The sequence below is a fragment of the Variovorax sp. S12S4 genome, from assembly GCF_023195515.1.
In the GTDB taxonomy this organism is placed as follows: domain Bacteria; phylum Pseudomonadota; class Gammaproteobacteria; order Burkholderiales; family Burkholderiaceae_C; genus Variovorax.
The window spans coordinates 1,351,580-1,373,057 of record NZ_JALPKR020000002.1; the positions used below are offsets into that span (position 1 = coordinate 1,351,580).

At 67.0% G+C, this 21,478-nt stretch carries 21 protein-coding genes and 1 pseudogene; 11 read left to right on the forward strand and 11 right to left on the reverse strand.

Annotated elements, in window-relative coordinates; translation table 11 throughout:
- The first annotated feature begins 1 nt into the window (after window position 1).
- From M0765_RS06950 to M0765_RS06970, 5 genes are all read left to right on the forward strand, one after another.
- Window positions 2-850, forward strand: a complete 849-nt coding sequence (locus tag M0765_RS06950) for an ABC transporter permease (protein WP_258502760.1) — start codon at window positions 2-4, stop codon at window positions 848-850.
- A 477-nt stretch (window positions 851-1,327) separates the two neighbouring features.
- A complete protein-coding gene (locus M0765_RS06955) occupies window positions 1,328-1,783 on the forward strand; it encodes a MarR family winged helix-turn-helix transcriptional regulator (RefSeq protein WP_258502761.1) in 456 nt (151 codons plus the stop codon).
- Between the two features lie 84 nt (window positions 1,784-1,867).
- Window positions 1,868-2,293, forward strand: a complete 426-nt coding sequence (locus M0765_RS06960) for an organic hydroperoxide resistance protein (RefSeq protein WP_126750043.1) — start codon at window positions 1,868-1,870, stop codon at window positions 2,291-2,293.
- A gap of 166 nt (window positions 2,294-2,459) precedes the next feature.
- Window positions 2,460-3,575 carry a DUF2855 family protein gene (locus tag M0765_RS06965; protein ID WP_258502763.1) on the forward strand — a complete coding sequence of 372 codons (1,116 nt, stop codon included), beginning with the start codon at window positions 2,460-2,462 and terminating at the stop codon, window positions 3,573-3,575.
- 29 nt (window positions 3,576-3,604) lie between these two features.
- Complete coding sequence (locus M0765_RS06970) at window positions 3,605-4,651, forward strand: serine/threonine protein kinase (protein WP_258508160.1); 1,047 nt, start codon at window positions 3,605-3,607, stop codon at window positions 4,649-4,651.
- On the opposite strand, the gene M0765_RS06975 is transcribed toward M0765_RS06970, so the two are convergent.
- The 5 genes from M0765_RS06975 to M0765_RS06995 form a co-directional block, all read right to left on the reverse strand.
- The gene (locus tag M0765_RS06975; RefSeq protein ID WP_258502765.1) at window positions 4,579-5,595 is read right to left on the reverse strand and encodes a LysR family transcriptional regulator; all 1,017 of its coding nucleotides are present in this window, start codon (window positions 5,593-5,595) and stop codon (window positions 4,579-4,581) included. The genes M0765_RS06970 and M0765_RS06975 overlap by 73 nt on opposite strands.
- Window positions 5,596-5,676: 81 nt before the next feature.
- A complete protein-coding gene (locus M0765_RS06980; RefSeq protein ID WP_258502766.1) occupies window positions 5,677-6,243 on the reverse strand; it encodes a hypothetical protein in 567 nt (188 codons plus the stop codon).
- On the reverse strand, window positions 6,240-8,276 hold the full coding sequence (htpG, locus tag M0765_RS06985) for a molecular chaperone HtpG (protein WP_258502768.1): 2,037 nt from the start codon (window positions 8,274-8,276) through the stop codon (window positions 6,240-6,242). The genes M0765_RS06980 and htpG overlap by 4 nt, the downstream gene beginning before the upstream one ends.
- 147 nt (window positions 8,277-8,423) lie before the next feature.
- Window positions 8,424-9,464 carry an ABC transporter substrate-binding protein gene (locus M0765_RS06990; RefSeq protein ID WP_258502769.1) on the reverse strand — a complete coding sequence of 347 codons (1,041 nt, stop codon included), beginning with the start codon at window positions 9,462-9,464 and terminating at the stop codon, window positions 8,424-8,426.
- A gap of 60 nt (window positions 9,465-9,524) precedes the next feature.
- The gene (locus M0765_RS06995) at window positions 9,525-10,442 is read right to left on the reverse strand and encodes a LysR family transcriptional regulator (protein WP_258502770.1); all 918 of its coding nucleotides are present in this window, start codon (window positions 10,440-10,442) and stop codon (window positions 9,525-9,527) included.
- A gap of 100 nt (window positions 10,443-10,542) precedes the next feature.
- Between M0765_RS06995 and M0765_RS07000 the strand changes: the two are divergent.
- Window positions 10,543-11,552 (forward strand): annotated as a pseudogene (locus M0765_RS07000) (zinc-dependent alcohol dehydrogenase family protein).
- A 173-nt stretch (window positions 11,553-11,725) separates the two neighbouring features.
- Complete coding sequence (aqpZ, locus tag M0765_RS07005) at window positions 11,726-12,430, forward strand: aquaporin Z (RefSeq protein ID WP_126750036.1); 705 nt, start codon at window positions 11,726-11,728, stop codon at window positions 12,428-12,430.
- A gap of 7 nt (window positions 12,431-12,437) precedes the next feature.
- On the opposite strand, the gene M0765_RS07010 is transcribed toward aqpZ, so the two are convergent.
- The 5 genes from M0765_RS07010 to M0765_RS07030 form a co-directional block, all read right to left on the reverse strand.
- Entirely contained in the window at window positions 12,438-12,776 is a 339-nt protein-coding gene (locus M0765_RS07010; protein WP_126750035.1) for a hypothetical protein, read from the reverse strand.
- 114 nt (window positions 12,777-12,890) lie between these two features.
- Complete coding sequence (locus M0765_RS07015) at window positions 12,891-14,291, reverse strand: sensor histidine kinase (protein ID WP_258502772.1); 1,401 nt, start codon at window positions 14,289-14,291, stop codon at window positions 12,891-12,893.
- Window positions 14,292-14,352: 61 nt separating this feature from the next.
- Window positions 14,353-15,009, reverse strand: coding sequence for a response regulator (locus tag M0765_RS07020; protein ID WP_126750033.1), 657 nt, complete (start codon window positions 15,007-15,009; stop codon window positions 14,353-14,355).
- A 129-nt stretch (window positions 15,010-15,138) separates the two neighbouring features.
- Window positions 15,139-16,245: a winged helix DNA-binding domain-containing protein gene (locus M0765_RS07025; protein ID WP_258502773.1), complete on the reverse strand. Its 1,107-nt coding sequence runs from the start codon at window positions 16,243-16,245 to the stop codon at window positions 15,139-15,141.
- A gap of 10 nt (window positions 16,246-16,255) precedes the next feature.
- Window positions 16,256-17,080: a pseudouridine synthase gene (locus M0765_RS07030; RefSeq protein WP_258502774.1), complete on the reverse strand. Its 825-nt coding sequence runs from the start codon at window positions 17,078-17,080 to the stop codon at window positions 16,256-16,258.
- 94 nt (window positions 17,081-17,174) lie between these two features.
- Here M0765_RS07030 and M0765_RS07035 point away from each other — a divergent pair, with 94 nt between their 5' ends.
- The 4 genes from M0765_RS07035 to M0765_RS07050 all read left to right on the forward strand — a co-directional run bounded on the left by M0765_RS07035 (window position 17,175) and on the right by M0765_RS07050 (window position 20,608).
- Window positions 17,175-18,314, forward strand: a complete 1,140-nt coding sequence (locus M0765_RS07035) for an MGDG synthase family glycosyltransferase (protein WP_258502776.1) — start codon at window positions 17,175-17,177, stop codon at window positions 18,312-18,314.
- The gene (locus M0765_RS07040) at window positions 18,311-18,802 is read left to right on the forward strand and encodes a hypothetical protein (RefSeq protein WP_258502778.1); all 492 of its coding nucleotides are present in this window, start codon (window positions 18,311-18,313) and stop codon (window positions 18,800-18,802) included. Before M0765_RS07035 ends, M0765_RS07040 begins: the two co-directional genes overlap by 4 nt.
- Window positions 18,799-19,377, forward strand: coding sequence for a dual specificity protein phosphatase family protein (locus M0765_RS07045; RefSeq protein ID WP_258502779.1), 579 nt, complete (start codon window positions 18,799-18,801; stop codon window positions 19,375-19,377). Before M0765_RS07040 ends, M0765_RS07045 begins: the two co-directional genes overlap by 4 nt.
- Window positions 19,378-19,477: 100 nt before the next feature.
- Window positions 19,478-20,608: a zinc-binding dehydrogenase gene (locus M0765_RS07050; RefSeq protein WP_258502781.1), complete on the forward strand. Its 1,131-nt coding sequence runs from the start codon at window positions 19,478-19,480 to the stop codon at window positions 20,606-20,608.
- A 174-nt stretch (window positions 20,609-20,782) separates the two neighbouring features.
- On the opposite strand, the gene kdpE is transcribed toward M0765_RS07050, so the two are convergent.
- A complete protein-coding gene (gene kdpE, locus M0765_RS07055; RefSeq protein ID WP_258502783.1) occupies window positions 20,783-21,475 on the reverse strand; it encodes a two-component system response regulator KdpE in 693 nt (230 codons plus the stop codon).
- Window positions 21,476-21,478: the final 3 nt, after the last annotated feature.

Here is a 21,478-nt window from a genome sequence, read left to right on the forward strand (position 1 = left end):
AATGAACAACACGACGACAACATCGACGACCGCAGCAAGCGGCGCCACGCCGCCGACGCGCTCCGTATGGCGCGCGCCCGAACTCTCGCTGCGCTGGTGGCCTGTGTTTTTGCGCAACCTGCTCGTGTGGCGCAAGCTCGCGATACCGAGCCTCATCGGCAACATTGCCGAGCCCTTGATCTGGCTCGTGGCTTTCGGCTACGGCATGGGAGCGCTGGTGGGGCAAGTGGCGGTGGACGGCGTGAAGGTGCCGTACATCCTGTTCCTGGCCAGCGGCTCGATCTGCATGAGCGCAATGAACGCCGCGAGCTTCGAGGCGCTGTACTCGGCCTTTTCGCGCATGCATGTGCAGAAGACCTGGGACGGCATCATGAATGCGCCTGTCGGGTTAGACGACATCGTGCTGGCCGAGATGCTGTGGGCGGCGTTCAAGTCGATCTTTACGGTAACCGCGATCCTATTCGTGATGCTTGGGCTGGGGATCAGCCACAGCCCTAAGTTGATCGTCGCTTGGATGGTGCTGGCGGGCGCGGGGATTACCTTCTCGTCCATTGCGCTGATCTTCAATGCGCTGGCGAAGGGGTACGACTTTTTTACTTATTACTTCACGCTGTTCATGACGCCGATGATGTTCTTGAGCGGGGTGTTCTTTCCTTTGGAGCAGTTGCCTTCTGCTGTGAGGGCTGTGGCGGCTTGGCTGCCGTTGACGAATGCGGTGGCTTTGGTGCGGCCTCTTTTTATGGATCAGTGGCCTGTTGGGTGGTGGCGGCATGCATTGGTGTTGACTGTTTATGCGGTTGCTGCGTTTTGGGTGGCGTTGGGGCTTACTCGGAAGAGGTTCAGGGCGTAGTTTTTTTCCCGGGGCCGGGTATCGCCCCGCGGGCGACCTTCGCTTCGCTCGGTCCCAACAGCCAACAGCCGAAACCAACAGCTAATACAAACATCCAATTCATCCCAACCACGGCGGCGCGCCGCGCCGCCGTGGCTTGGTCGGCCGAGCGAAGCAAAGGCCCGTTCGGTTTCCAAGCCCCTCTGTATGCGCCGAGGAGCGGAGGGTTTCGCGGATCAGGGCCGCAGCTGTTTGAGCGAAGCGAGTTCTGCGGACCCCGCGAAACACGAGCACCGCAGGTTGCCCCGTAGCGAAGCGCAGGGGTCGCAGACAGTGGGGTCGCCTTTTCTTTGCTTACTTTCTTTTGGCGAAGCAAAGAAAGTGAGTCCGCCGCCGGGCGGAATCCCGGCCTCGGAAAGCAAACCCCAAAACGAGCCCCAAAACGAACTCAAAACAATTACATTGCACGCAATTCAATTGCTCGCTACAATTCAACCCATGCGCTCCACCACAGCCCCCGCCGACGAAATGCTGAAGCTGGACAACCAGCTCTGCTTCGCCGTCTATTCCGCCTCGTTGGCCATGACCCGGCTCTACAAGCCGGTGCTGGAAAAGCTGCAGCTCACCTATCCCCAATACCTCGTGATGCTCGCCCTCTGGGAGCAGGACGGCCCCACGGTCTCCGAGCTCGGCGAACGCCTTTCGCTCGATTCCGGCACGCTCACGCCGCTGCTCAAGCGGCTCGAAGCCAACGGCCATGTGGCCCGGGTGCGTGATGTGGCCGACGAACGCCGCGTGCACATCACCCTGACTGCCGCCGGCCGCAAGCTCAAGACCCGCGCAGCCCATGTGCCCGAATGCCTGATGGCTGCCGCCCAATGTTCGGTGCCCGAACTGATTTCGCTCACCCAGCAGATCCAGACCCTGCGCGACCGCATCAAGAAAGCAGCCTGACACGCACGCTCCGAGTTTTTTCCGCTTCATCCAAAGAAGCTCTTTTCACCGTTCCCTCCATCCCTCATCCACAAAGGAATCACCATGACCACCAAGCTCGACAAGGTTCTCTACACCGCTGAAGCCCACACCGTCGGCGGCCGCGACGGCGCAGGCAAGTCCAGCGACGGCGCCATCGACGTCAAGCTGAGCTCGCCCGGTTCGGGCAAGCCCGGCACCAACCCCGAGCAGCTGTTCGCGGTCGGTTACGCCGCCTGCTTCATCGGCGCCATGAAGGCCGTCGGCCCGAAGATCGGCGTGAAGGTGCCTGAAGACGTGGCCATCGACTCGAAGGTTTCCCTCGGCCCGACGAACGGCGGCGCGGCCTACGGCATTTCGGTGCAGCTCGCGATCACGCTGCCCGGCCTGGACGCAGAACAAAAGCAGAAGCTGGTCGACACGGCTCACCAGGTCTGCCCGTACTCGAACGCCACCCGCGGCAACATCGACGTCGAACTGACGATCGCCTGATCCCGCACTGAGTGCAAAAGGAGCGTCCCGGCCACAAGCGGGGGCGCTTTTTTCATGGCCGTCGTTGTCTCACGGGTGACCCGGAAAATGCAAACGCGATAGCGCCTTTCATCAAGCTTGGCTAATGTGGCCGCACGCCCTTCAACGCACCGTGGAGATCGACCCCATGAGCACCACCAGCCTCCTGATCCGCAAGGACGAACTCGCCGCCACGCGGCTGCACACCGCCACCGACCAGCCTTTGGCCGACGGCCAGGTGCGCGTTCGCATCGACAGCTTTGCGCTCACGTCGAACAACATCACCTACGCCGCTTTCGGCGATGCGATGAGCTACTGGCAGTTCTTTCCCTCGGGAGAAGAAGGCTGGGGCAGCATTCCGGTATGGGGCTTCGCGAGCGTGGTGCAGTCGCTGCACCCGGGCGTGGCGGTGGGCGAACGGCTCTACGGCTATTGGCCCATGGCGTCGAGCGCGGTGCTCAGCCCCGAGCGTCTGTCGCCCGAGCGCTTTGCCGACGGCGCCGCGCATCGCGCGGCATTGCCCGCGGTCTACAACCAGTATTTCCGCTGCAACGCAGACTCGCTCTACACCGCCGACACGGAAGACGTCCAGGCGCTGCTGCGCCCGCTGTTCATCACCTCGTGGCTGATCGACGACTTCATGGCCGACAACGACTTCTTCGGCGCCGGCACCATGCTGCTGTCGAGCGCATCGAGCAAGACAGCCTACGGCACCGCCTTTCAGTTGCACCAGCGCGAAGGCATCGAGGTGATCGGCCTCACATCCCACGCCAACGTGGCTTTTTGCGAAAGCCTGGGCTGCTACGACCGCGTGGTGACGTACGACGCGCTCGACAGCATTGCGGCCGACACGCCCTGCGTGTACGTCGACTTTGCCGGCAACGGCGGCCTACGCAACGCCATTCACACGCGTTTTGCCAATCTCAAATACAGCTGCTCGATTGGCGGCACGCACGTGGAGCAGCTCTCGTCCAAGGGCGCCGGCAAGGACCTGCCGGGCCCGCGCGCCACCTTGTTCTTTGCGCCTGCACAAATCAAGAAGCGCACCGCCGAGTGGGGTGCGGACGAATTCGGCCGGCGCATGGTGTCCGCCTGGCGCAGCTTTCTGTCCACGGTGAGCGACGCAAAGAACCCGTGGCTGCGCGCCGAGCACCACCACGGCGGCGAGGCCGTGCAGGCGGCCTATGCGCAGGTGCTGGCCGGCAAGGGCGACCCGCGCACCGGCCATATCCTTTCGCTTTACAAACAACCCGGCGGGCTTTAACGGCGCCGGCGCGGGGGTAGCGACAATCGCTGCATGACCCCTTCCCCGCAGCGCCCGCCAACACCCATCCCTACGAGAGCCTCACGCCCGACGTGGTGCTCGACGCGCTCGCGACGCTCGGCCTGCACGGCGACGGCCGGCTCACCGGCCTCAACTCCTATGAAAACCGCGTCTACCAGGTGTACCTGGAAGACCCGAATCCGTATCCGGCCGTCGTCGTCAAGTTTTACCGGCCCGAACGCTGGAGCGAGGCCGAGATTCTGGAAGAGCACGCCTTCTCGCTCGAACTGGCCCAGGGCGAGGTGCCCGCGGTGCCGCCGCTGGCCTTCGACGGCACCACGCTGCACCACCACGGCGGCTTCGCCTTCAGCGTGAGCCCATACCGTGGCGGCCGTGCGCCCGAGCTCGACGACTTCGAGGTGCTCGAATGGGTCGGCCGCTTCCTGGCGCGCATCCACACCGTCGGCAGCGCCAAGCCCTTCGAGGCCCGCCCCGCGCTCGACCTGCAGACCTTCGGCATTGCCTCGCGAGACTGGCTGCTGGCCAACAACAAGGTGCCGCTCGACGTGCAGCGCGAATGGGAAGCGGCCTGCAACGAGGCGCTGGACATGATCGGCGCGACCGCGCTCTCGGTGAATGCGCCGGCCTCGGACTTCCAGCCGCGCAAGCTGCGCCTGCACGGCGACGTGCATCCCGGCAACATCTTGTGGACACCCACCGACCGGCCCGGTGGCGGCCCGCACTTCGTCGACCTGGACGACGCGCGCACCGGCTTCGCCGTGCAAGACCTGTGGATGCTGCTTTCGGGCGACCGCGCGCAGCGCACCTCGCAGTTGTCGGGCCTGCTCGATGGCTACGAACAGTTCCGCGAATTCGACCGCCGCGAACTCGCACTGATCGAACCGCTGCGCACGCTGCGGCTCATTCACTACAGCGCCTGGCTCGCGCGCCGCTGGGAAGACCCGATCTTTCCGATCAACTTTCCGTGGTTCGGCTCCAGCGACTACTGGAAGGGCCAGATTCTGGTGCTGCAGGAGCAGTGCGAGCAGATGGCCGAAGAACCGCTGTACGCCTGAGCCGTCCTCCGGCTTGCAGCCGCGAAGGTTGCGGGCTCATGGCAGAACCGGCCGCGCGCCTGCGCCGCCTTCGGCGCATTGAAGGCATGCAGAAAGGCGCTCTGCAATTCGCCCGGCAGATCGGAGCGGTGGCACATTGCATAGCCAAGGCTCGGCGGTTCGTCCGACAGCGGCACGAAGCGGATGTCGGGCCGCGCGATGCAGGCGAGCGACTCCACCACCAGGCCGATGCCGGCACCGGCCGCCACCAGCCCCACGAGCGAGATCGACGAGGTGGCGCACTGGTTGACCCGCGCCGTGATGCCGGCACGCGAGAAATAGCTGGCGATGCGGTCGAACACCACGGGGCCGACTTCGCGCCGCACGCCGACCAGCGTCTCGTGCCGCAGGTCGGCCGCCTCGATGCGCTCGGCGCCTGCCAGCCGATGCGTGGCAGGCACCACGGCGACGAAACGGTCACGCGCCACTTCGCGCACCACCAGGTCGTCGCGCGAAGAGGGCGGATGCACCACGGCAAGGTCGAGCCTGCGGTGCGCCACGGCCTCCTCGAGCTCGTCGGACAGGCCCTCGGTGAGCGCCAGCACCACGCCCGGGTACGCGGCCGAGAAGACGCGCATCGCATCGGGAAAGAAGGACAGGGCCGCAATGGGGGTGACGCCGATCTCCAGCCGGTCGAAAGCGCCGCGTCCGATGGCGCGCGCGGCCTCGTCGGTTTCGGCGGCACGCGACAGCAGGCGCTTGGCGTGCGGCAACAGGCGGGCGCCCTGCTCGGTGAGGCGAACGCCGCGGGCCTGGCGATCGAAGAGCGCGAAGCCGAGCTCTTCTTCAAGCCGCTGGATGCGCACGCTGAGCGCAGGCTGCGAAACGGCGAGCAGCGAGGCGGCGCGACGGATGTTGCCGATCTCCGCGAGCGTGACGAAGCACCGCCATTGCTTGAGTTCCAAGAAAGCGATCTCCGTTCAGTCAGGCGGCAACCAAGATCGACTTCGCGCCGGCGCCGCGGCACCACACGAGTCGAGGGACATTCAAGGAGCGACGGGATTGCCCGGCGTGCCCAGCCCGCCAGCCGGCTCGGCAGCGGAGGCCAAAGCGGGCTGGCGATAGGAGACGCGCACGGCCGCAGGCTGCGGCATTGCCGCAGGTGTGGCCGCCACGGCCGGCCTGGTCACCCCGCCTTTGGTGATGGTGACCGGCGCGTTGGATGCCGCCACGGGCGCGGCGGGCGCAGGAGCCGCTGCGGCGGTGGCCGTGGCGAGCGCAGGCGCGGGCTTCACGGCATTGGGATCGTGCAGCACCACGCTCTTGCTCACGCCCACGCCGGTGCCGATCGGCCCCACGCCGACGCCCACACCCACGCCGGCCGAACCGGCCACCACGCCCGAGTTGTTGACCGCCACGCCCGCGCCGAGCGGGCCCCAGCCGGTGTTGAGCCCGACCGAGAAATTGCCGTCCTTGGTGGCACCCAGGCCGAGCGAGAGCCCGGGCACCAGCGGAATGCCGATGCGGTAGTGCGAACAGCCGCTCATCGAAACCAGCAGCACCGCCGCCGCAACGGCGGCCCCTGCCCGAACGATGCGCGGCCGGGCGTTCACACCAGCAGCGCGTTCACGCGCCTCACGTAGGCCGCGGGATCGGCCGGCAGGCCGCCTTCGGCCAGAAGGGCCTGGTCGAACAGAATGTTTGCCAGATCGTCGAAGTGCTCGGAGCCGTCGAGCTTCTTCACCAGCGCGTGCTCGGCGTTGACTTCGAGCACGGGCTTCAGGTCGGGCGCGGGCTGGCCGGCCTGCTTGAGCATGCGCGCAAGCTGCGTGCTCATGCCGCCATCCTGCACCACCAGGCAGGCGGGCGAATCGACCAAGCGCGTGGTCACGCGCACGTCGCCGGCCTTGTCCTTGAGCGCTTCCTTGAGCTTCTCGAGCATCGGCTTGAAGGTTTCGGCGGCTTCCTCGGCGGCCTTCTTCTCCGCCTCGTCCTGCAGCTTGCCGAGATCGACCGCGCCCTTGGCCACGCTCTGCAGCGGCGTGCCGTCGAACTCGGTCAGGTAGTTGAGCGCCCACTCGTCCACGCGGTCGGTCATGAGCAGCACCTCGATGCCCTTCTTCTTGAAGACCTCGAGCTGCGGACTGTTCTTGGCGGCGGCGAGCGTGTCGGCCGTGATGTAGTAGATCGCGTCCTGGCCTTCCTTCATGCGGGCCTTGTAGTCGGCAAAGCTCACGCTCACCGTGTCGCTCGTGGTCGAGGCAAAGCGCAGCAGCTTGGCAATGCGGTCGCGGTTGCCGAAGTCTTCGCCCAGGCCTTCTTTCAGCACGGCACCAAACTCGGCATAGAACTTGGCGTACTTGCCCGATTCGTCCGCCGCGGCAGCAGCGGTTTCGGCGGCCGTGGGCGCGTTCTTGTCGACCACGTCGGTCACCGCTTCGGTCGGCTCGGGCGCGGGCACCGATTCGCCGGACCCCACGTCGATCTTGCCCTCGCCGCTTTCCGGCCCGGTCTTCTGCTTCTTGGCCAGGTCTTCGAGCATGCCGAGCACGCGCTTGGTGCTGCCCTCGCGAATGGCCTTCACGTCGCGGCTTTCCTGCAGCAGTTCGCGGCTCACGTTGAGCGGCAGGTCGGACGAGTCGATCACGCCCTTCACGAAGCGCAGGTAGCTCGGCAGCAGCGCCTCGGCGTCGTCCATGATGAAGACGCGCTTCACGTACAGCTTGACGCCCGCGCTCTTTTCGCGGTTCCACAGGTCGAACGGCGCCTTCGCGGGGATGTAGAGCAGCTGCGTGTACTCGGTGCTGCCCTCCACGCGGTTGTGGCTCCAGGCGAGGGGCGCCTCGTAGTCGTGGCTGATGGTCTTGTAGAACTCTTCGTACTGCTCGGGCGTGATGTCCTTCTTGTTGCGGCTCCACAGGGCGTTGGCCTTGTTGACCGTTTCCCATTCGCCGGTCTTGACCATGTCGCCGGGCTGATCGTTCTCGCCTTCCTTCCACTCCTCTTTTTCCATGAGGATGGGCAGCGAGATATGGTCGGAATACTTGCCGACGATCTGCTTGAGCTTCCAGGCATTGAGGTATTCGTCGGCGTCGTCGCGCAGGTGCAGCGTGATGCTGGTGCCGCGCTCGGCACGCGTGATGTCGGCCACTTCGAAGTCGCCCGCGCCGCCGCTCACCCAGCGCACGCCCTGCTCCGGCGGCAGGCCGGCGCGGCGCGATTCGACCGTGATCTTGTCGGCCACGATGAAGCCCGAATAGAAGCCCACGCCGAACTGGCCGATGAGCTGTGCGTCGGCCTTCTGGTCGCCGCTGAGCTTGCTCATGAAGTCCTTGGTACCACTTTTTGCGATGGTGCCGAGGTTGTCGATGGCTTCCTGGCGCGACAGGCCGATGCCCTTGTCGGTGATGGTGATGGTGCGCGCGGCCTTGTCGAACGAAAGGCGCACGTCCAGATTGGGCTGGTCTTCGTACAGCTCGGGGTGGTCGATGGCCTCGAAGCGCAGCTTGTCGCAGGCGTCCGATGCGTTCGAGATCAGCTCGCGCAGGAAGATTTCCTTGTTGGAGTACAGCGCATGCGTGACGAGATGCAGCAGTTGCGCGACTTCAGCCTGGAACGGTAGTTTCGTATTGGAAGAATCAGCCATGGGAAAGAAGAAATATCGAAACCAAAAAATTCTAAGCCGGACAGCCTTGACCGCACGCCCGACCCGCCAACTCTGCGAGTTGGGGCTGGCGCCCCAAAAAACAATAGGCCGCATTTCTTGCGGCCGCGTGAAGCCCCCGCGCAGGCTTTACCTGAGTTGGGATTCCACTTCGCGGGTCCAGCGGTCGATGAGCCGCTTTCGCTCGGCGGCCTTGCCGTATTTCTCGAAGTCGTACTTGATGAGCTTCACGTCGCTCATCGACGGAATGCGCGCGTCGGGCTTGAAGGTCTTGTTGGCCGGCGACTGCAGGCTGCCGACCTGCCCGCCGATCGCCTGTCCGACCGGGCTCATGAGCCAGTCGTAGTAGCGCTTGGCATTCTCCTTGTTGCGGGCGCCCTTGACCAGCGCGATGCCGCCTACCTCGTAGCCCGTGCCTTCGCAGGGCGCGGCGGTTTTTACCGGAAATTTGTCGTACCGCCAGCGCTCGAAGCCGAAGATGAAGCTCACGCCGACCGCCACCTCGCCCTTGGCCACGTTGGGCGCCTGCGCCTGGCCGCTGCGGGTGTAGCTGGTCACGTTGCGGTGCAACTTCTTCAGGTAGTCGAAGGCCGCGTCCTCGCCCATCTGCTGCACCAGGCCCGCGATGATGGTGTAGGCCGTGCCGCTGGAGGCCGGGTGCGAAATTTCGATCTCGCCCCTGTATTCGGGCTTGACCAGGTCGGACCAGCACTTGGGCTCGCTCAGCTTCTTTTTCTTGAGCAGGTCGGTGTTGAAGCCGAAGCCGATGGCGCTGGTATAGAAGCCGCCCACCATGTTCTGCGACATGGCGTATTGGCGCACCGCCCAGTCGTGCAGGTCGTTGATGTAGGCCGGGCGGTAGGCTTCGAGCAGGCCTTGTTCGGCGGCCTGCAGGAATGGGTCGCCCGTGCCGCCCCACCAGATGTCGGTCTTGGGGTTGGCCGCTTCGGCGCGCAGCTGGGCGCCGATTTCTCCGGTGCCCTTGTGCGCCTGCTGCACCTTGATGCCGGTCTCGCGCGTGAAGGCCGCGGCGGCCGCCTCGCACCAGCCCGCGTCGGTGCTGCAGAGGGCGTTCACCGTGCCCTGCGCCGCCGCGCCCGTCGTAAACAAGGCCAGGTACCCCGCGCATGCGGCTAGGGCCGCGACGTTCCTGATGGCAAAAGGGCGCATGCGTTCTCCGGCAAATGAAATGGAATGGCAACAAAGCCGCAGGATAGCGGGCAAAGCCGCTCAGCGGGCCGCCAGCAGCGGCGGCAGATGCTCCGCGAGCCAGTCGATCACCACCCGCGTCTTGTGCGGCAGGTAGCGGCTTTTGTGGCGGATGACGTTGAGCTCGAAGCCGAAAGGCTGCGGCTCCTCGAACACCCGCACCAGCGTTCCCGCGGCCAGCGCCTCGGCGGCCAGCCAGGCCGGCAGCCGCGACAGGCCCATGCCGCCAATGGCGGCTTCGAGCAGCACCTCGGCACTGTCGCAGCGCAACCGCGAAGGCAGCACCACCTCGACAAGCCGGCCTTCGGCATCGTGAAAGCGCCAGGGCCAGATATGCCCGTCGCGGGCATAGAACACCGCCTCGTGCGACGACGGAGCGGTCAGCTCGGTCACGCTTGCCGGGCGTTCGTGCGCCGCCAGATAGGCGGGCGCGGCGCACAGCACCATCCACTGCATGCCGACCGGCCGGGCCACCAGGTCGGCGGTGTCGGGCAGCCCGCCGCTGCGAATGGCAAGGTCGAGGCCCTCCTCGACCAGGTCCACGCGCCGGTCGTTGAATGAAAGCTCCAGCGAAAGCCCCGGATGCCGGCGCGCGAGCGCAAGCAGCAGCGGCCCGACCTTCAGGCGGCCGAGCATCGCGGGCATGCTGAGGCGCACCAGCCCTGTCGCGGTGCAGCGCGCGGCATCGGCCATGGCCTCGGCGGCGTCGAGCTCGGCCAGCGCGCGGCGGCAGCGCTCGTAGTAGCCGTGGCCTTCTTCGGTGAGGCTCTGGCTGCGCGTGGTGCGCAAAAAGAGCCGCGTGCCCAGCCGCGCCTCGAGCCGCGCGATGCTCTTGGCCACCGCCGAGCGCGTGACGTGCAGCCGCTGCGCCGCAAGCGCAAAACTGCCGGCCTCGACGGCCGCGACAAATTCTTCTATGCCCTGGAGACGTTGACTCATTGGAGATTTTCAGGCGCCATCGAGTTGAAAATTATCCACCACTGGATAGATCGACTCACCAATAGCATGAACAACTCTTTGTTTGACGTGGAGTCTTTTCATGCAGGAACCTCAAGCGCTTCGCCGCTGGCAACTCTCTTCTTTTGGCAACAAGCACCTCGAACAGGTCGAGCGGCCGCTCCCACGCCGGGGCCGGGCCAGATCCTCGTGCGGGTGGGCGCGGTGTCGCTCAACTACCGCGACCTTCTGATGGTGCGCGACGGCATGGGCATGAATTTCGACATGCCTTTCACGCCCGCCTCCGACATGGCCGGCACCGTAGTGGCCGCGGGCGCGGACGTGCGCCGGTTTGCCGTTGGCGATCGCGTGGTCAACACCTTCTGGGGCGGATGGATCGACGGCCAGTGGACGGCCGATGCGGTATTGGCCGGCGGGCCCGGACCGGGCATGCTCGCTTCGCACGTTCTCCTCGACGCTGCCTGGGCCGTGGCCGCGCCGGCCACACTGGACTTTGCCGAAGCGAGCACGCTCCCCTGCGCCGGCCTCACCGCCTGGTTCGCCCTGGCCGAAACGGGGGCGCTGCGGCCCGGCCAGACCGTGCTGATCCATGGCACGGGCGGCGTGGCGCTGTTCGGTTTGCAGATTGCGCGGCTGCATGGCGCGCGCACCATCGTGATCTCGGGCAGCGAAGACAAGCGCGCGCAGACCCTTGCACTCGGCGCCACCCACGTGCTGATGCGCGACAGCGACTGGCCCGCCGAAGTGCGTCGCCTCACGCAAGGCCGCGGCGCCGACCATGTGCTCGAGCTCTCGGGCGGGCCGAACCTCGATCGTTCGCTGCAGGCCGCTGCGCAAGGCGGGCGCGTATCGATCATCGGCATGCTCGGCGGCGAAACGCTGAGCGCTTCGTTCTATGCCATGGTGCTCGGCCGCGTCACGGTGCAAGGCATTGGCGTGGGCCATCGCCGTGCGCTCGAAGACCTGGTGCGCGCCGTCGACGTGAACGCGCTCAAGCCCGTGATTGCGGCGCGCTACGCGTTCGATGCATTGCCCGATGCGCTCGACCACCTCGCACGCGGCGCCTTCGGAAAGATCGTGGTCACGCTCTGAGACGCCTCGTTAGCCTGTTGCGGAACGCGTGTCAGAAACAAAAGATCGCCGATTTGTGAACAGGTTCCGATAGATGCAACAACATGCGTGACGCTCGTTGTTTCCATTCCTAGAATCCGCCCGCGCCATGGCCCAGGCCACGCATTTTTCTAACAACTTCAGGATGGAACAACATGGAACATAGCACCTACAAAAAGTGGTCGGCCGAGTTCATTGGTACTTTTTGGCTCACGTTCGGCGGCTGCGGTAGCGCTGTTCTGGCCGCGGCCTTTCCGGGCCTTGGCATCGGCTTTCTGGGCGTTTCGCTGGCGTTCGGCCTCACGGTGGTGACCGGCGCCTATGCGCTCGGCCCCATCTCGGGCGGCCACTTCAACCCCGCCGTCTCGATCGGCCTCGCGGCCGCGGGCCGCTTCAAGGCTTCGCAGCTCGCGGGCTACATCGTTGCGCAAGTGCTGGGCGCCATTGCAGCGGCCGGCGTGCTCTACCTGATTGCCACGGGCAAGCCCGGCGCAGACATAGGCGGCTTTGCCACCAACGGCTTCGGCGAGCACTCGCCCGGCAAATACGGCATGACTGCCGCGCTGGTGTGCGAAGTGGTGCTGACCGCGGTGTTCCTGATCGTGATCCTCGGCTCCACCGCCAAGCGCGCAGCCGGTGGCTTCGCGGGCCTGGCCATCGGCCTGTGCCTCACGCTGATTCACCTGATCTCCATTCCGGTGACCAACACCTCGGTCAACCCGGCGCGCAGCACCGGCCCGGCGCTGTTCGGCCCCTCGTATGCAGTGTCGGAGTTGTGGCTGTTCTGGCTCGCACCCATCGTGGGCGCGATCATCGGCGCGGTGATCTACCGCGCGCTGCTCAGCAACAACGACGACTGATCTTCGGTCAGCTGCCGCTGGCCGACTGCACCAGCGGCAGCGAGGTCGACTGGCCGATCGATTCGGTCCCGCTCGCGTGCGATGCCGCGTACGCGCCGGCCTCCACATCGGACACCGGGATCGTCGAGTTCATGGCCGGCGCGCTGGTCGACTGGCCGATGGACTCGGTGCCGCCGGGCCGCGCGGCAGCCATTGCACCCGCAAGCACGTCGGGGTTCTCGGGCGAATTCATCTGCAGCGGGTGGTAGTCCGAGCCGTCGGTCGTCTCGGCCGACGCATGAACGGCACCCAGCGCCGCAAACGCGGCAAAGGAACCAAGGGCAAGAAGCTTGAAGGAAGTGCGCATGGTGTGTGCTCCTGAATGGCGGTTGTCCCCGGCCGCGTGCCATCGCGCGAACTGCGCGTGGCAAGGCCTGAACGCACTCTAGGCAGCCGGACTGAGCTGGCCCTGAGCAATGAATTAGCTGGCAATGAGCGGCGCCGTCGGCGGCGGAAGATGCACCCGCGCCATCAGTCCCGAGCCACCCCCTTCCGCTTCGGCGCGGTTGCACAGCTCGATGCGCAAGCCGTGCCGCTCGGCCGCCGTGCGCGCAATGGCGAGCCCCAGCCCGCTGCCGCCCGCAGGTGAGCCCGGCACGCGAAAGAAGCGGTCGAACACGCGGCCGATCGATGCTTCGGGAATGCCCGGCCCGTTGTCCAGCACGTCGACCACGGCATGGCCGCCTACTTCGTGCAGCCGCACATCGACCACGCCGCCTTCGGGCGCATAGCGCAGTGCGTTGTCGAGCAGGTTGTCGAACACGCTGCGCAACTCGGCGGCCGGTGCGTGCACCACGGGCGCAATCGATCCCTCGAAGCCGATGTCCACGCGCCGCGCGTCGGCCAGCACCATCAGCTGGCTTACGCTTTCGCGCAGCAGGGCTTCGATGTCGACCGGCTCGCCCGGCATGGGGCGGCCCGGTGCGTCTTGCCGCGAGAGGCTCAGCAGCTGTTCGATCAGGTGCTGCGCGCGCGTGACGCCGGCTTCGAGCTGGTTGAAGCGCTCGGTGGCTTCGCCCGCAGGCACATGCGCGCGCAGGTTCTCGATCTGCAGGCCGATGGCGGCCATGGGCGTGCGCAGTTCGTGGGCTGCGTCCTGCACGAAGCGGCGCTGCGTGGCAAAGGCATTGCGCACGCGCGACAGCAGGTGGTTGAAGGCCTGTACCAGCGGCGCGATCTCGTCCGGCACGCGCGCCAGCGAAAGATCGGTGAGGCTGCGCTCGTCCTGCGAGGCCACGTCGCGCGCCACCGCCCGCAGCGACCGCGAGGCCGCCGACACAATGAGCCACAGGATCAGCAAGGCGAGCGGCAGCAGCAGCGCGATGGGCAGGCCTTCGAGCAGCGCGCGGCGCAGTGCCCGGCGCCGCCGGTAGTCCTCGTTCTGCAGCACCTGCACGCGCGGCTGGTCGGCGCGCGGTCCGGGGTCGGCGGTGAACACGCGCCAGCGCGAATGCGTGTGCGCGCCGGTGCTCACATCGCTGAAGCCCGGTCGCGGCTGCAAGGGCACCGCAGCCAGCGGCGGCCACGAACTCGCAAGCAGCGTGCGGCCATCGGCGCTCCATATCTGCACCACGAAGGCGCCGCGTGCAAAGGCGGCTTCGCCGTCGAGCGGGCGAGGCGCGCGGGGCGGATCGGTGCCCGCATGGGAATCGGCAACGAGCCGCATCTGCTCGTCGAGCGCGTTGTGAACCAGGTCGCCATACGCGACGAAGGTGAACCACGCCGTGAGCGCCGCCGCCGCCACGTGCAGCGTAATGAGCCAGAACAGCAACTGCGAGCGCAGCGAGCGCGGACGCCACCAGCGGCCCGGCATTGCGCTCATCGGAGTACCTCCGTGCTTCGCACTCCGGCGCGAGCTTGCTTGGGGCGGCCCGGCGCAGCGCTCATGCGACGACGCGCCATCCCAACCCGCGCACGTTGCGGATCGATTCGGCGCCGAGCTTGCGGCGCATGCCGTGGATCAGCACGTCGATGGCGTTGCTGGTCACTTCCTCGCCCCAGCCGTAGATACGGTTCTCGAGCTGCTCGCGCGAGAGGATGGCGCCGGGCCGCTCCAGCAGTGCGTGCAACAGTGCAAATTCGCGCGCCGTGAGCGCCTCGCGCGTGCCGTGGATCACCACCTCGCGCGTGGTCAGGTCCAGCTGCATCGCGTTGCCGCCGATCAGCGAATGCGCGGCGCCGTCGCGCCGGCGCACCACCGCCCGCATGCGCGCGAGCAGCTCGCGGAATTCGAAGGGCTTGCGCAGGTAGTCGTCCGCGCCAAGGTCGAGGCTGTGGATGCGGTCGTCGAGCCCGTCGCGCGCGGTGAGCACCAGCACCGGCGTGGCGTCGCCGCGTTCGCGTGCGCGCCGCAGCACCTCGGTGCCGTCCTGCCGGGGCAGCCCCAGGTCGAGCAGCACGCAGGTGTAGCCGCCATCGCCGAGCGCGCTTTGCGCCAGTTCGCCGTCGCGCACCCAGTCGGCCGACCAGCCCGCGCCCTCGAGCGCCTGCTTCAGGCTGCGCCCGATCATCTCGTCGTCTTCCACCAGCAGCACACGCATCGTGTCGACTCCTTGGGCGGCAAGGCAGCAGCGTGTCGGGATGAGCGGCAGTGCCTTGCGCCGTGGCGCAGCGTAGGGGCGGAGTCTTAGGCGAGTCTTAGGGCCTGTCAACGCTGCACTGGCAAAGGCTCACAGCACGCGCACGTCGTGCCGCTCGCCCTCGCCGTCCGCTGCAAAGGCCAGCAGGCGCATGGCCTCTTCCTGCGCGCCGAGCCGGTCGGCCTTCGACCAGCGCGTGAAGGGCTCCAGCACCGCGGTGGCCGTGTTTTTCGCACGCTCGATTTTCCAGATGCCTGCAACGAAGCCGTCGAGCAGCACCGTGCCGCGAACGATGCCGTTGACGGTGAACACCCGGGCACGGTACTCCTCGCTCATCACGCGGCTGCGGTCGGCATGCGAGAGCAGCAGGTTGTCCCATTCGGCGACCAGGCGCGGCGGCGCGGGCGTGTCGGGGTCAGGCCGCGGCGCGCGGGGCAAGTCGAACAATTCCTGTCCCTCATCGCCGGTGAACACGCGCAACTGTGGCCCCAAGCGCTCGGCCACGGCCTTCCAGCCCGTGAGGCCCGACCATGCACCCGCATCGGCGAGCGTGGCGGGGCCGAAGGCCGCCAGGTAGCGCAGCAGCAGGTCGTCCTGCGTGGCGGGCGCCACGTCGGCGGCGGATTCGCCGAGCCACTCTGCGATGGACTGCAGTTGTGCGCTCTGGTGCGAGTTCCAGTTGCCCGCGGGAGGCAGGTGCACCAGCGGTACGTTGTTGCGGATGAGTGCTGCGAGCGAAGCGGGCTCACGGTCTTTCCATTGCAGCGCGAGCGCCTGCCCGAGTTCGGCACTGGCAAGCGGGCCTTCGCGCAGCAACGCCAACCCGGCCTTCACCACGGCCGCGTGGTCGATGCCTTCGAGCGCCCGCGCGTGGCTGCTGCCCCGCAATCCGCGCTGATGCACCGGCTCGAGCAGCGGCCGCCAGGCCAGCGCGTCGGATGCGGCCATCAGGTGCAGGGTCGCGCGCATCGTCGACATGCGCACGATGCGCCGCTTCTTCAGCGCCTCGGTCAGCTGTTCGCGCCGAAAGCCCTCGAGCCGGCTCCACAGGCCGATGTAAGGCGGGTTCGGCGCCTGCGCCTGCAGCCCCGCCAGCTTTTCGATGGCCTGCGTGACCGTCGCCTTGCGCCGCTCCAGCAGCATCTGCCGCGCCAGGGTGGCCCGGTTCAGCGCGCGCTGGCTCAGCACCACGGCCATGGGCAAGAACTCAGAACTTCTCGTGCGGGCCGAGGTAGCGCCACTGCCCCACGGGCAGGTTGCCGAGCATCACCTTGCCGATGCGCACGCGCTTCAGGCCCACCACCTTCAGGCCGACCAGCTCGCACATGCGGCGGATCTGGCGTTTCTTGCCCTCGGTGAGCACAAAGCGCAGCTGCTCGGGGTTCTGCCATTCGACGCGCGCCGGCTTGAGCGGCTGGCCGTCCAGGCTCAGGCCGTGGCGCAGCTTGGCGAGCATGGCGGGCGGAAAAACCGCCTGCACGTTGGTCGTGACGGGATCGTCGTCGTCCATGCGCACCAACTGCCCGGTGGGCGCGGGCTGGCCCAGGCCGTGGTAGGCCACGCGCACCAGGTATTCCTTCTCCATCACCGAGTCTTCGCCGATGAGCTGGCGCGCGATGCGTCCGTCCTGGGTCATGACCAGGAGGCCGATCGAGTCGATGTCGAGCCGGCCGCAAGGCGCAAGGCCGCGCAACTGCTGGGGGCTGAAGAAGAAGCGCGCGTTGTCTTCGGCCCAGCGGTTCTGCGGCGTGAAGAGCGTCACTGCCGGCTCGTGCCCGTCCTCGGCCTGGCCGCTCACGTAGCCGATGGGCTTGTTGATCAGGATGGTGACCTGGTTCGCCTGCTGGCCCTTGGCGGCCTTGTCCACCTCGATGCGGTCGGACGGCGTGACCTTCACGCCCATTTCGGCCGGCTTGCCGTTCACCTTCACCCAGCCGTTGGCAATCCACTCGTCGGCCTCGCGGCGCGAGCAGAGACCGAGCTCGGCCATGCGTTTGTTGAGGCGTACAGGTGCGGCGGGAGCGTCAGTCATGCCCGCATTTTCGCCCATGGTCGGTGTCGGCGGTATGTGTCGCATTGCATGGGGATAATGCGCGCCAATGGCCCGCCGACGGCCCCGGACCCGAATGACAAAAATCCTGATCCTCAGTGTGAGCGCCGGCAACGGCCATGTGCGCGCAGCGCAAGCCCTCGAAGCCGCCATGCAATCGGCCCCGCCGCACACGGCGGTCCACATCGATGCCATGGCCCATGTGGCCGGCGGTTTTCGGAAGGTGTACACCGACTGGTACATCCAGCTCGTAAACCGCGCACCGGAGCTTTGGTCTTACCTGCACCAGCGCGCCGACGCCACGCCGCACCACGCGCCTTCGCAGCGGCTGCGCCGCGGCATCGAGCGGCTGAGCACCGGCGCCCTGGTGCGCGAGATCCGCCGCGAAAAGCCCGACGCCGTGATCTGCACCCACTTTCTGCCGGCCGAGCTGCTGATGCGCGAGCGCAACCGCGGACGCATCGACTTTCCGGTGTGGCTGCAGATCACCGACTACGACCTGCACAACATGTGGCTGGTGCCGGGCATGGCGGGCTACCTGGCCGCGACGGAAGAAGTGGCCTTCAGGCTCCGGGCGCGCGGCATTCCGGCCGAACGCATCCATGTGACGGGCATTCCGGTGATGCCGGCTTTCTCCGAGCCCGATGCACCGGCCCTCGCGCGCGATGCCTGCGCCGCGGCGCTCGGCCTCGACCCCGCGCGGCCCGTGTTGCTGATGGCCTCGGGTGGCGCGGGCGTCGGCGACCTGCCGAGCATGGTCGAACGCGTGCTTTCGCTCGGCGGCGACAGCGGCTTCCAGGTCATTGCCGTGGCGGGCCGCAACGCCGAGGCGCACACCAGGCTGCAGGCGGTGGCCGTGCGCCACCCCGGCCGCGTGGTGCCGATCGGCTTCACGAACGAAATGCACAAGCTCATGGCCGCAGCCAACCTGGTGGTGACCAAGCCGGGCGGTCTCACGGTGTCGGAGTGCCTCGCGCTCGGCAAGCCGATGCTGCTGATATCGCCGATTCCGGGCCAGGAAGAGCACAACGCCGGCTTTCTCATGGAAGAAGGCGCGGCCTGGCTCGCCTACGACGCGATCGGCCTCGACTACAAGGTGGCGCGCCTGATGGCCGACCCCGCCAAGCTGGCCGACATGGCCCGCCGCAGCCGCGCGCTCGGCAAGCCGCGCGCGGCGGCCACGGTGCTGCAGCGCGTCTTGGGTGAAGCAGCATGAACGGCGCCACGGAGAAAACGGGCGTGGCCCGCACCATCGGCTACCTGGCCTGGGTGGTCGTGATGGCTTTCTTCTTTGCGAATGCCGAGATCCAGATCGAAGGCGGCGCGGGCTGGGCGACGTCGCTGCCCACCTGGCGCATCGAGAACAACATCTGGCTCGACATTTTCTGGGGCGGCCGTGCGATGACCGGCTATCACGCCTGGGTGTTCACCTTCATGGCGCTGGTGTTCTTTGCGCCCTTGGCCTTCAACGGCCGCTGGACCTGGCGCGACGTGGGCTTGGCCGTTGCGGGCCTGATCGTCTTCTGGGTCTGCGAAGACTTCCTGTGGTTCATCATCAACCCGGCCTTCGGCTGGGCACGCTTCAATCCGGTCGATGCGTTCTGGCACAAGCACTGGGTCTGGGGCGCGCCGGTCGACTACTGGGGCGGCCTGGCGGTGGCCCTGCTGATCCTGGTAACCCGGCACTGGCGGCGCGCGAAATGAGCATAAGGCGCGCGAAACGCAAAGACCGCGACGACAACGCCGCGGCGCAAGCCGTGCCGCGGCCCGGGCACTGGGCCGATCCGCTCGACACGCTCCAGGTCGAAAACCTGCACCGCATCACGCCCACGCTTTACCGCAGCGCGCAGCCGCGCATCGCCAACGTGGCGGCGCTGAAGGCCCTGGGCATTCGCACCATCGTGAGCCTGCGCTCCTTCAACGACGACCGGAAGGTGTTCGCGGGCAGCGGCATCCGGCTGGTGCGCGTGCCGATCAACACCTGGTCCATCGACGACACCAAGGTGCTGCGCGCGCTGGTCGCCATTCGAGAGGCCGAAAAGCAGGGCCCGGTGCTGATCCACTGCATGCACGGCGCCGACCGCACCGGCGTGGTGGCGGCGGTCTATCGCATGGCGGTGCAAGGCTGGGACAAGGAGAGCGCGCGGCTCGAGATGCTGCGCGGCGGCTACGGGTATCACACGCTGTGGCGCAACATTCCGCGCTACATCGACCGGCTCGATCCGGAGAAGATGCGCCATGCGCTGGACCACGCCCCGGTGATTCCCGTGGTGTCCTGAAGGCGCCTGCAGACTTCGCGGGCCGCTCCTATACTGGCCGCCCCGTGGCCTTGGAGCCACCTTCGAACAGACCCTTCTTCGGGGTCGCAAGGGGTTCTTCATGGCACTGCAACTGCGCTCGCTCATCCGCGCGAACGGCGAACTCGAACTCTCGCTGCACGACGATCCGGTGCCCGAACCGCAGGCGCACGAAGTGGTGATCCGCGTCGAGGCGTCGCCCATGAACCCGTCGGACCTGGGGCTGCTGTTCGGCGCGGCCGACATGAGCACCGCCAAGGTCTCCGGCACGCCCGAACGTCCGGTCGTCACGGCCACCGTGCCCGAGCGCGGCATGCCCATGATGGCCGGGCGGCTGGACCAGTCGATGTCGGTCGGCAACGAAGGCGCCGGCGTGGTGGTGAAAGCCGGTTCGTCGGCTGCGGCGCAGGCGCTGCTCGGCAAGACGGTGGCCGCCATCGGCGGCGCCATGTATTCGCAATACCGCGCCGTGGCGGCCGCCCAGTGCCTCGAGCTTCCCGCGGGCACCGCGCCGGCCGAAGGCGCATCGTGCTTCGTGAACCCGCTCACCTCGCTCGGCATGGTCGAGACGATGCGGCGCGAGGGCCACAAGGCGCTGGTGCACACGGCCGCCGCATCCAACCTGGGGCAGATGCTCAACAAGATCTGCCAGAAGGACGGCATCGACCTGGTCAATATCGTGCGCAAGCCCGAACAGGAGGCGCTGCTGCGCGGCATCGGCGCCAAGTACGTGTGCAACGCAAGCTCGCCCACCTTTCTTGAAGACCTGACGCAGGCCCTGGTCGAAACAGGCGCCACGCTGGCCTTCGACGCCACCGGCGGCGGCAAGCTCGCAGGGCAGATCCTCGGTTGCATGGAGGCGGCGCTGAACCGCACCGCAAAGGAATACAGCCGCTATGGTTCGACCACGCACAAGCAGGTCTACATCTACGGCGGCCTCGACCGCTCGCCGACGGAGTTTGTGCGCAACTTCGGCATGGCGTGGGGCATGGGCGGGTGGCTGCTGTTTCCGTTCTTGCAGAAGCTTGGGGACGAGGGGGTGCAGCGTTTGAAGGCGCGGGTGGTCGCGGAGTTGAAGACGACGTTCGCGAGCCGGTACACGCGGGAGGTTTCTTTGTTCGAGGCGCTTCAGCTGGATGCCATTGGGGTGTACGGCAAGCAGGCGACGGGGGAGAAGTTCTTGCTGAACCCGAACAAGGGTGTCGCTGCCTGATTTCTTCTTGCGGTCAGCGGTGACGTGGATGCCGCGGCCCTCACCCTAACCCTCTCCCAAGGGGAGAGGGAACAACGCGCAGCCTCGACGCGTGCATTCGGTCTTGTCCCCTCTCCCTCTGGGAGAGGGCTAGGTGAGGGCACTGTGCCTTCGACAAAGCGCGGCGCCCCTCGGCTAAACCACCAACCGATACCCCACCGCAGTCTCCGTCAACAAATGCCGAGGCTGCGCCGGATCGGCCTCGAGTTTCTGCCGCAGATGCCCCATGTAGATGCGCAGGTAATGGCTCTGGTCCGTATGCGACGGGCCCCACACTTCGCGCAGCAACTGGCGTTGCGTGAGCACGCGGCCGGCGTTCGCGACGAGCACGGAGAGCAGCCGGTACTCGGTCGGCGTCAGGTGCACCTCGGCGCCGGCGCGGCGCACGATGCGCGCGGCGCGGTCCAGCTCGACCTCCCCGAAACGGAACAGTGCTTCCGCCGTATCGTCGCCGTTGGCTGCGCGCGGGCGGCGCAGATTGGCGCGCACGCGCGCCAGAAGCTCACCGGTGCCGAAGGGCTTGGTCAGGTAATCGTCGGCGCCGGCATCGAGCGCGGCGATCTTGTCGGCCTCGTCGCTGCGCGCGGAAAGCACGATGATCGGCACCGCAGACCAGCCACGCACATCGCGAATCAACGACACGCCGTCGCCATCAGGCAGGCCGAGGTCCAGCACCAGCAGGTCAGGTTGCCGCGTGCCGGCTGCCGCGAGGCCATCGCGCAGCGTACCGGCCTCGTGCACCACCCAGCCCTCGGCCTCGAGCGCGCCGCGCACAAAGCGGCGGATCTGCGGCTCGTCTTCGATCACGATGGCGGTGGGGGATGGCATGGC

What these genes read in the sequence shown, in the direction of transcription:
- M0765_RS06950 (WP_258502760.1), top strand. Translation starts at nt 2, where the DNA reads ATGAACAACACGACGACAACATCGACGACCGCAGCAAGCGGCGCCACG.
- M0765_RS06955 (WP_258502761.1), top strand. Translation starts at nt 1,328, where the DNA reads ATGCGCTCCACCACAGCCCCCGCCGACGAAATGCTGAAGCTGGACAAC.
- M0765_RS06960 (WP_126750043.1), top strand. Translation starts at nt 1,868, where the DNA reads ATGACCACCAAGCTCGACAAGGTTCTCTACACCGCTGAAGCCCACACC.
- M0765_RS06965 (WP_258502763.1), top strand. Translation starts at nt 2,460, where the DNA reads ATGAGCACCACCAGCCTCCTGATCCGCAAGGACGAACTCGCCGCCACG.
- htpG (WP_258502768.1), bottom strand. Translation starts at nt 8,276, where the DNA reads ATGGCTGATTCTTCCAATACGAAACTACCGTTCCAGGCTGAAGTCGCG.
- M0765_RS06990 (WP_258502769.1), bottom strand. Translation starts at nt 9,464, where the DNA reads ATGCGCCCTTTTGCCATCAGGAACGTCGCGGCCCTAGCCGCATGCGCG.
- M0765_RS06995 (WP_258502770.1), bottom strand. Translation starts at nt 10,442, where the DNA reads ATGAGTCAACGTCTCCAGGGCATAGAAGAATTTGTCGCGGCCGTCGAG.
- aqpZ (WP_126750036.1), top strand. Translation starts at nt 11,726, where the DNA reads ATGGAACATAGCACCTACAAAAAGTGGTCGGCCGAGTTCATTGGTACT.
- M0765_RS07010 (WP_126750035.1), bottom strand. Translation starts at nt 12,776, where the DNA reads ATGCGCACTTCCTTCAAGCTTCTTGCCCTTGGTTCCTTTGCCGCGTTT.
- M0765_RS07015 (WP_258502772.1), bottom strand. Translation starts at nt 14,291, where the DNA reads ATGAGCGCAATGCCGGGCCGCTGGTGGCGTCCGCGCTCGCTGCGCTCG.
- M0765_RS07020 (WP_126750033.1), bottom strand. Translation starts at nt 15,009, where the DNA reads ATGCGTGTGCTGCTGGTGGAAGACGACGAGATGATCGGGCGCAGCCTG.
- M0765_RS07025 (WP_258502773.1), bottom strand. Translation starts at nt 16,245, where the DNA reads ATGGCCGTGGTGCTGAGCCAGCGCGCGCTGAACCGGGCCACCCTGGCG.
- M0765_RS07030 (WP_258502774.1), bottom strand. Translation starts at nt 17,080, where the DNA reads ATGACTGACGCTCCCGCCGCACCTGTACGCCTCAACAAACGCATGGCC.
- M0765_RS07035 (WP_258502776.1), top strand. Translation starts at nt 17,175, where the DNA reads ATGACAAAAATCCTGATCCTCAGTGTGAGCGCCGGCAACGGCCATGTG.
- M0765_RS07040 (WP_258502778.1), top strand. Translation starts at nt 18,311, where the DNA reads ATGAACGGCGCCACGGAGAAAACGGGCGTGGCCCGCACCATCGGCTAC.
- M0765_RS07045 (WP_258502779.1), top strand. Translation starts at nt 18,799, where the DNA reads ATGAGCATAAGGCGCGCGAAACGCAAAGACCGCGACGACAACGCCGCG.
- M0765_RS07050 (WP_258502781.1), top strand. Translation starts at nt 19,478, where the DNA reads ATGGCACTGCAACTGCGCTCGCTCATCCGCGCGAACGGCGAACTCGAA.
- kdpE (WP_258502783.1), bottom strand. Translation starts at nt 21,475, where the DNA reads ATGCCATCCCCCACCGCCATCGTGATCGAAGACGAGCCGCAGATCCGC.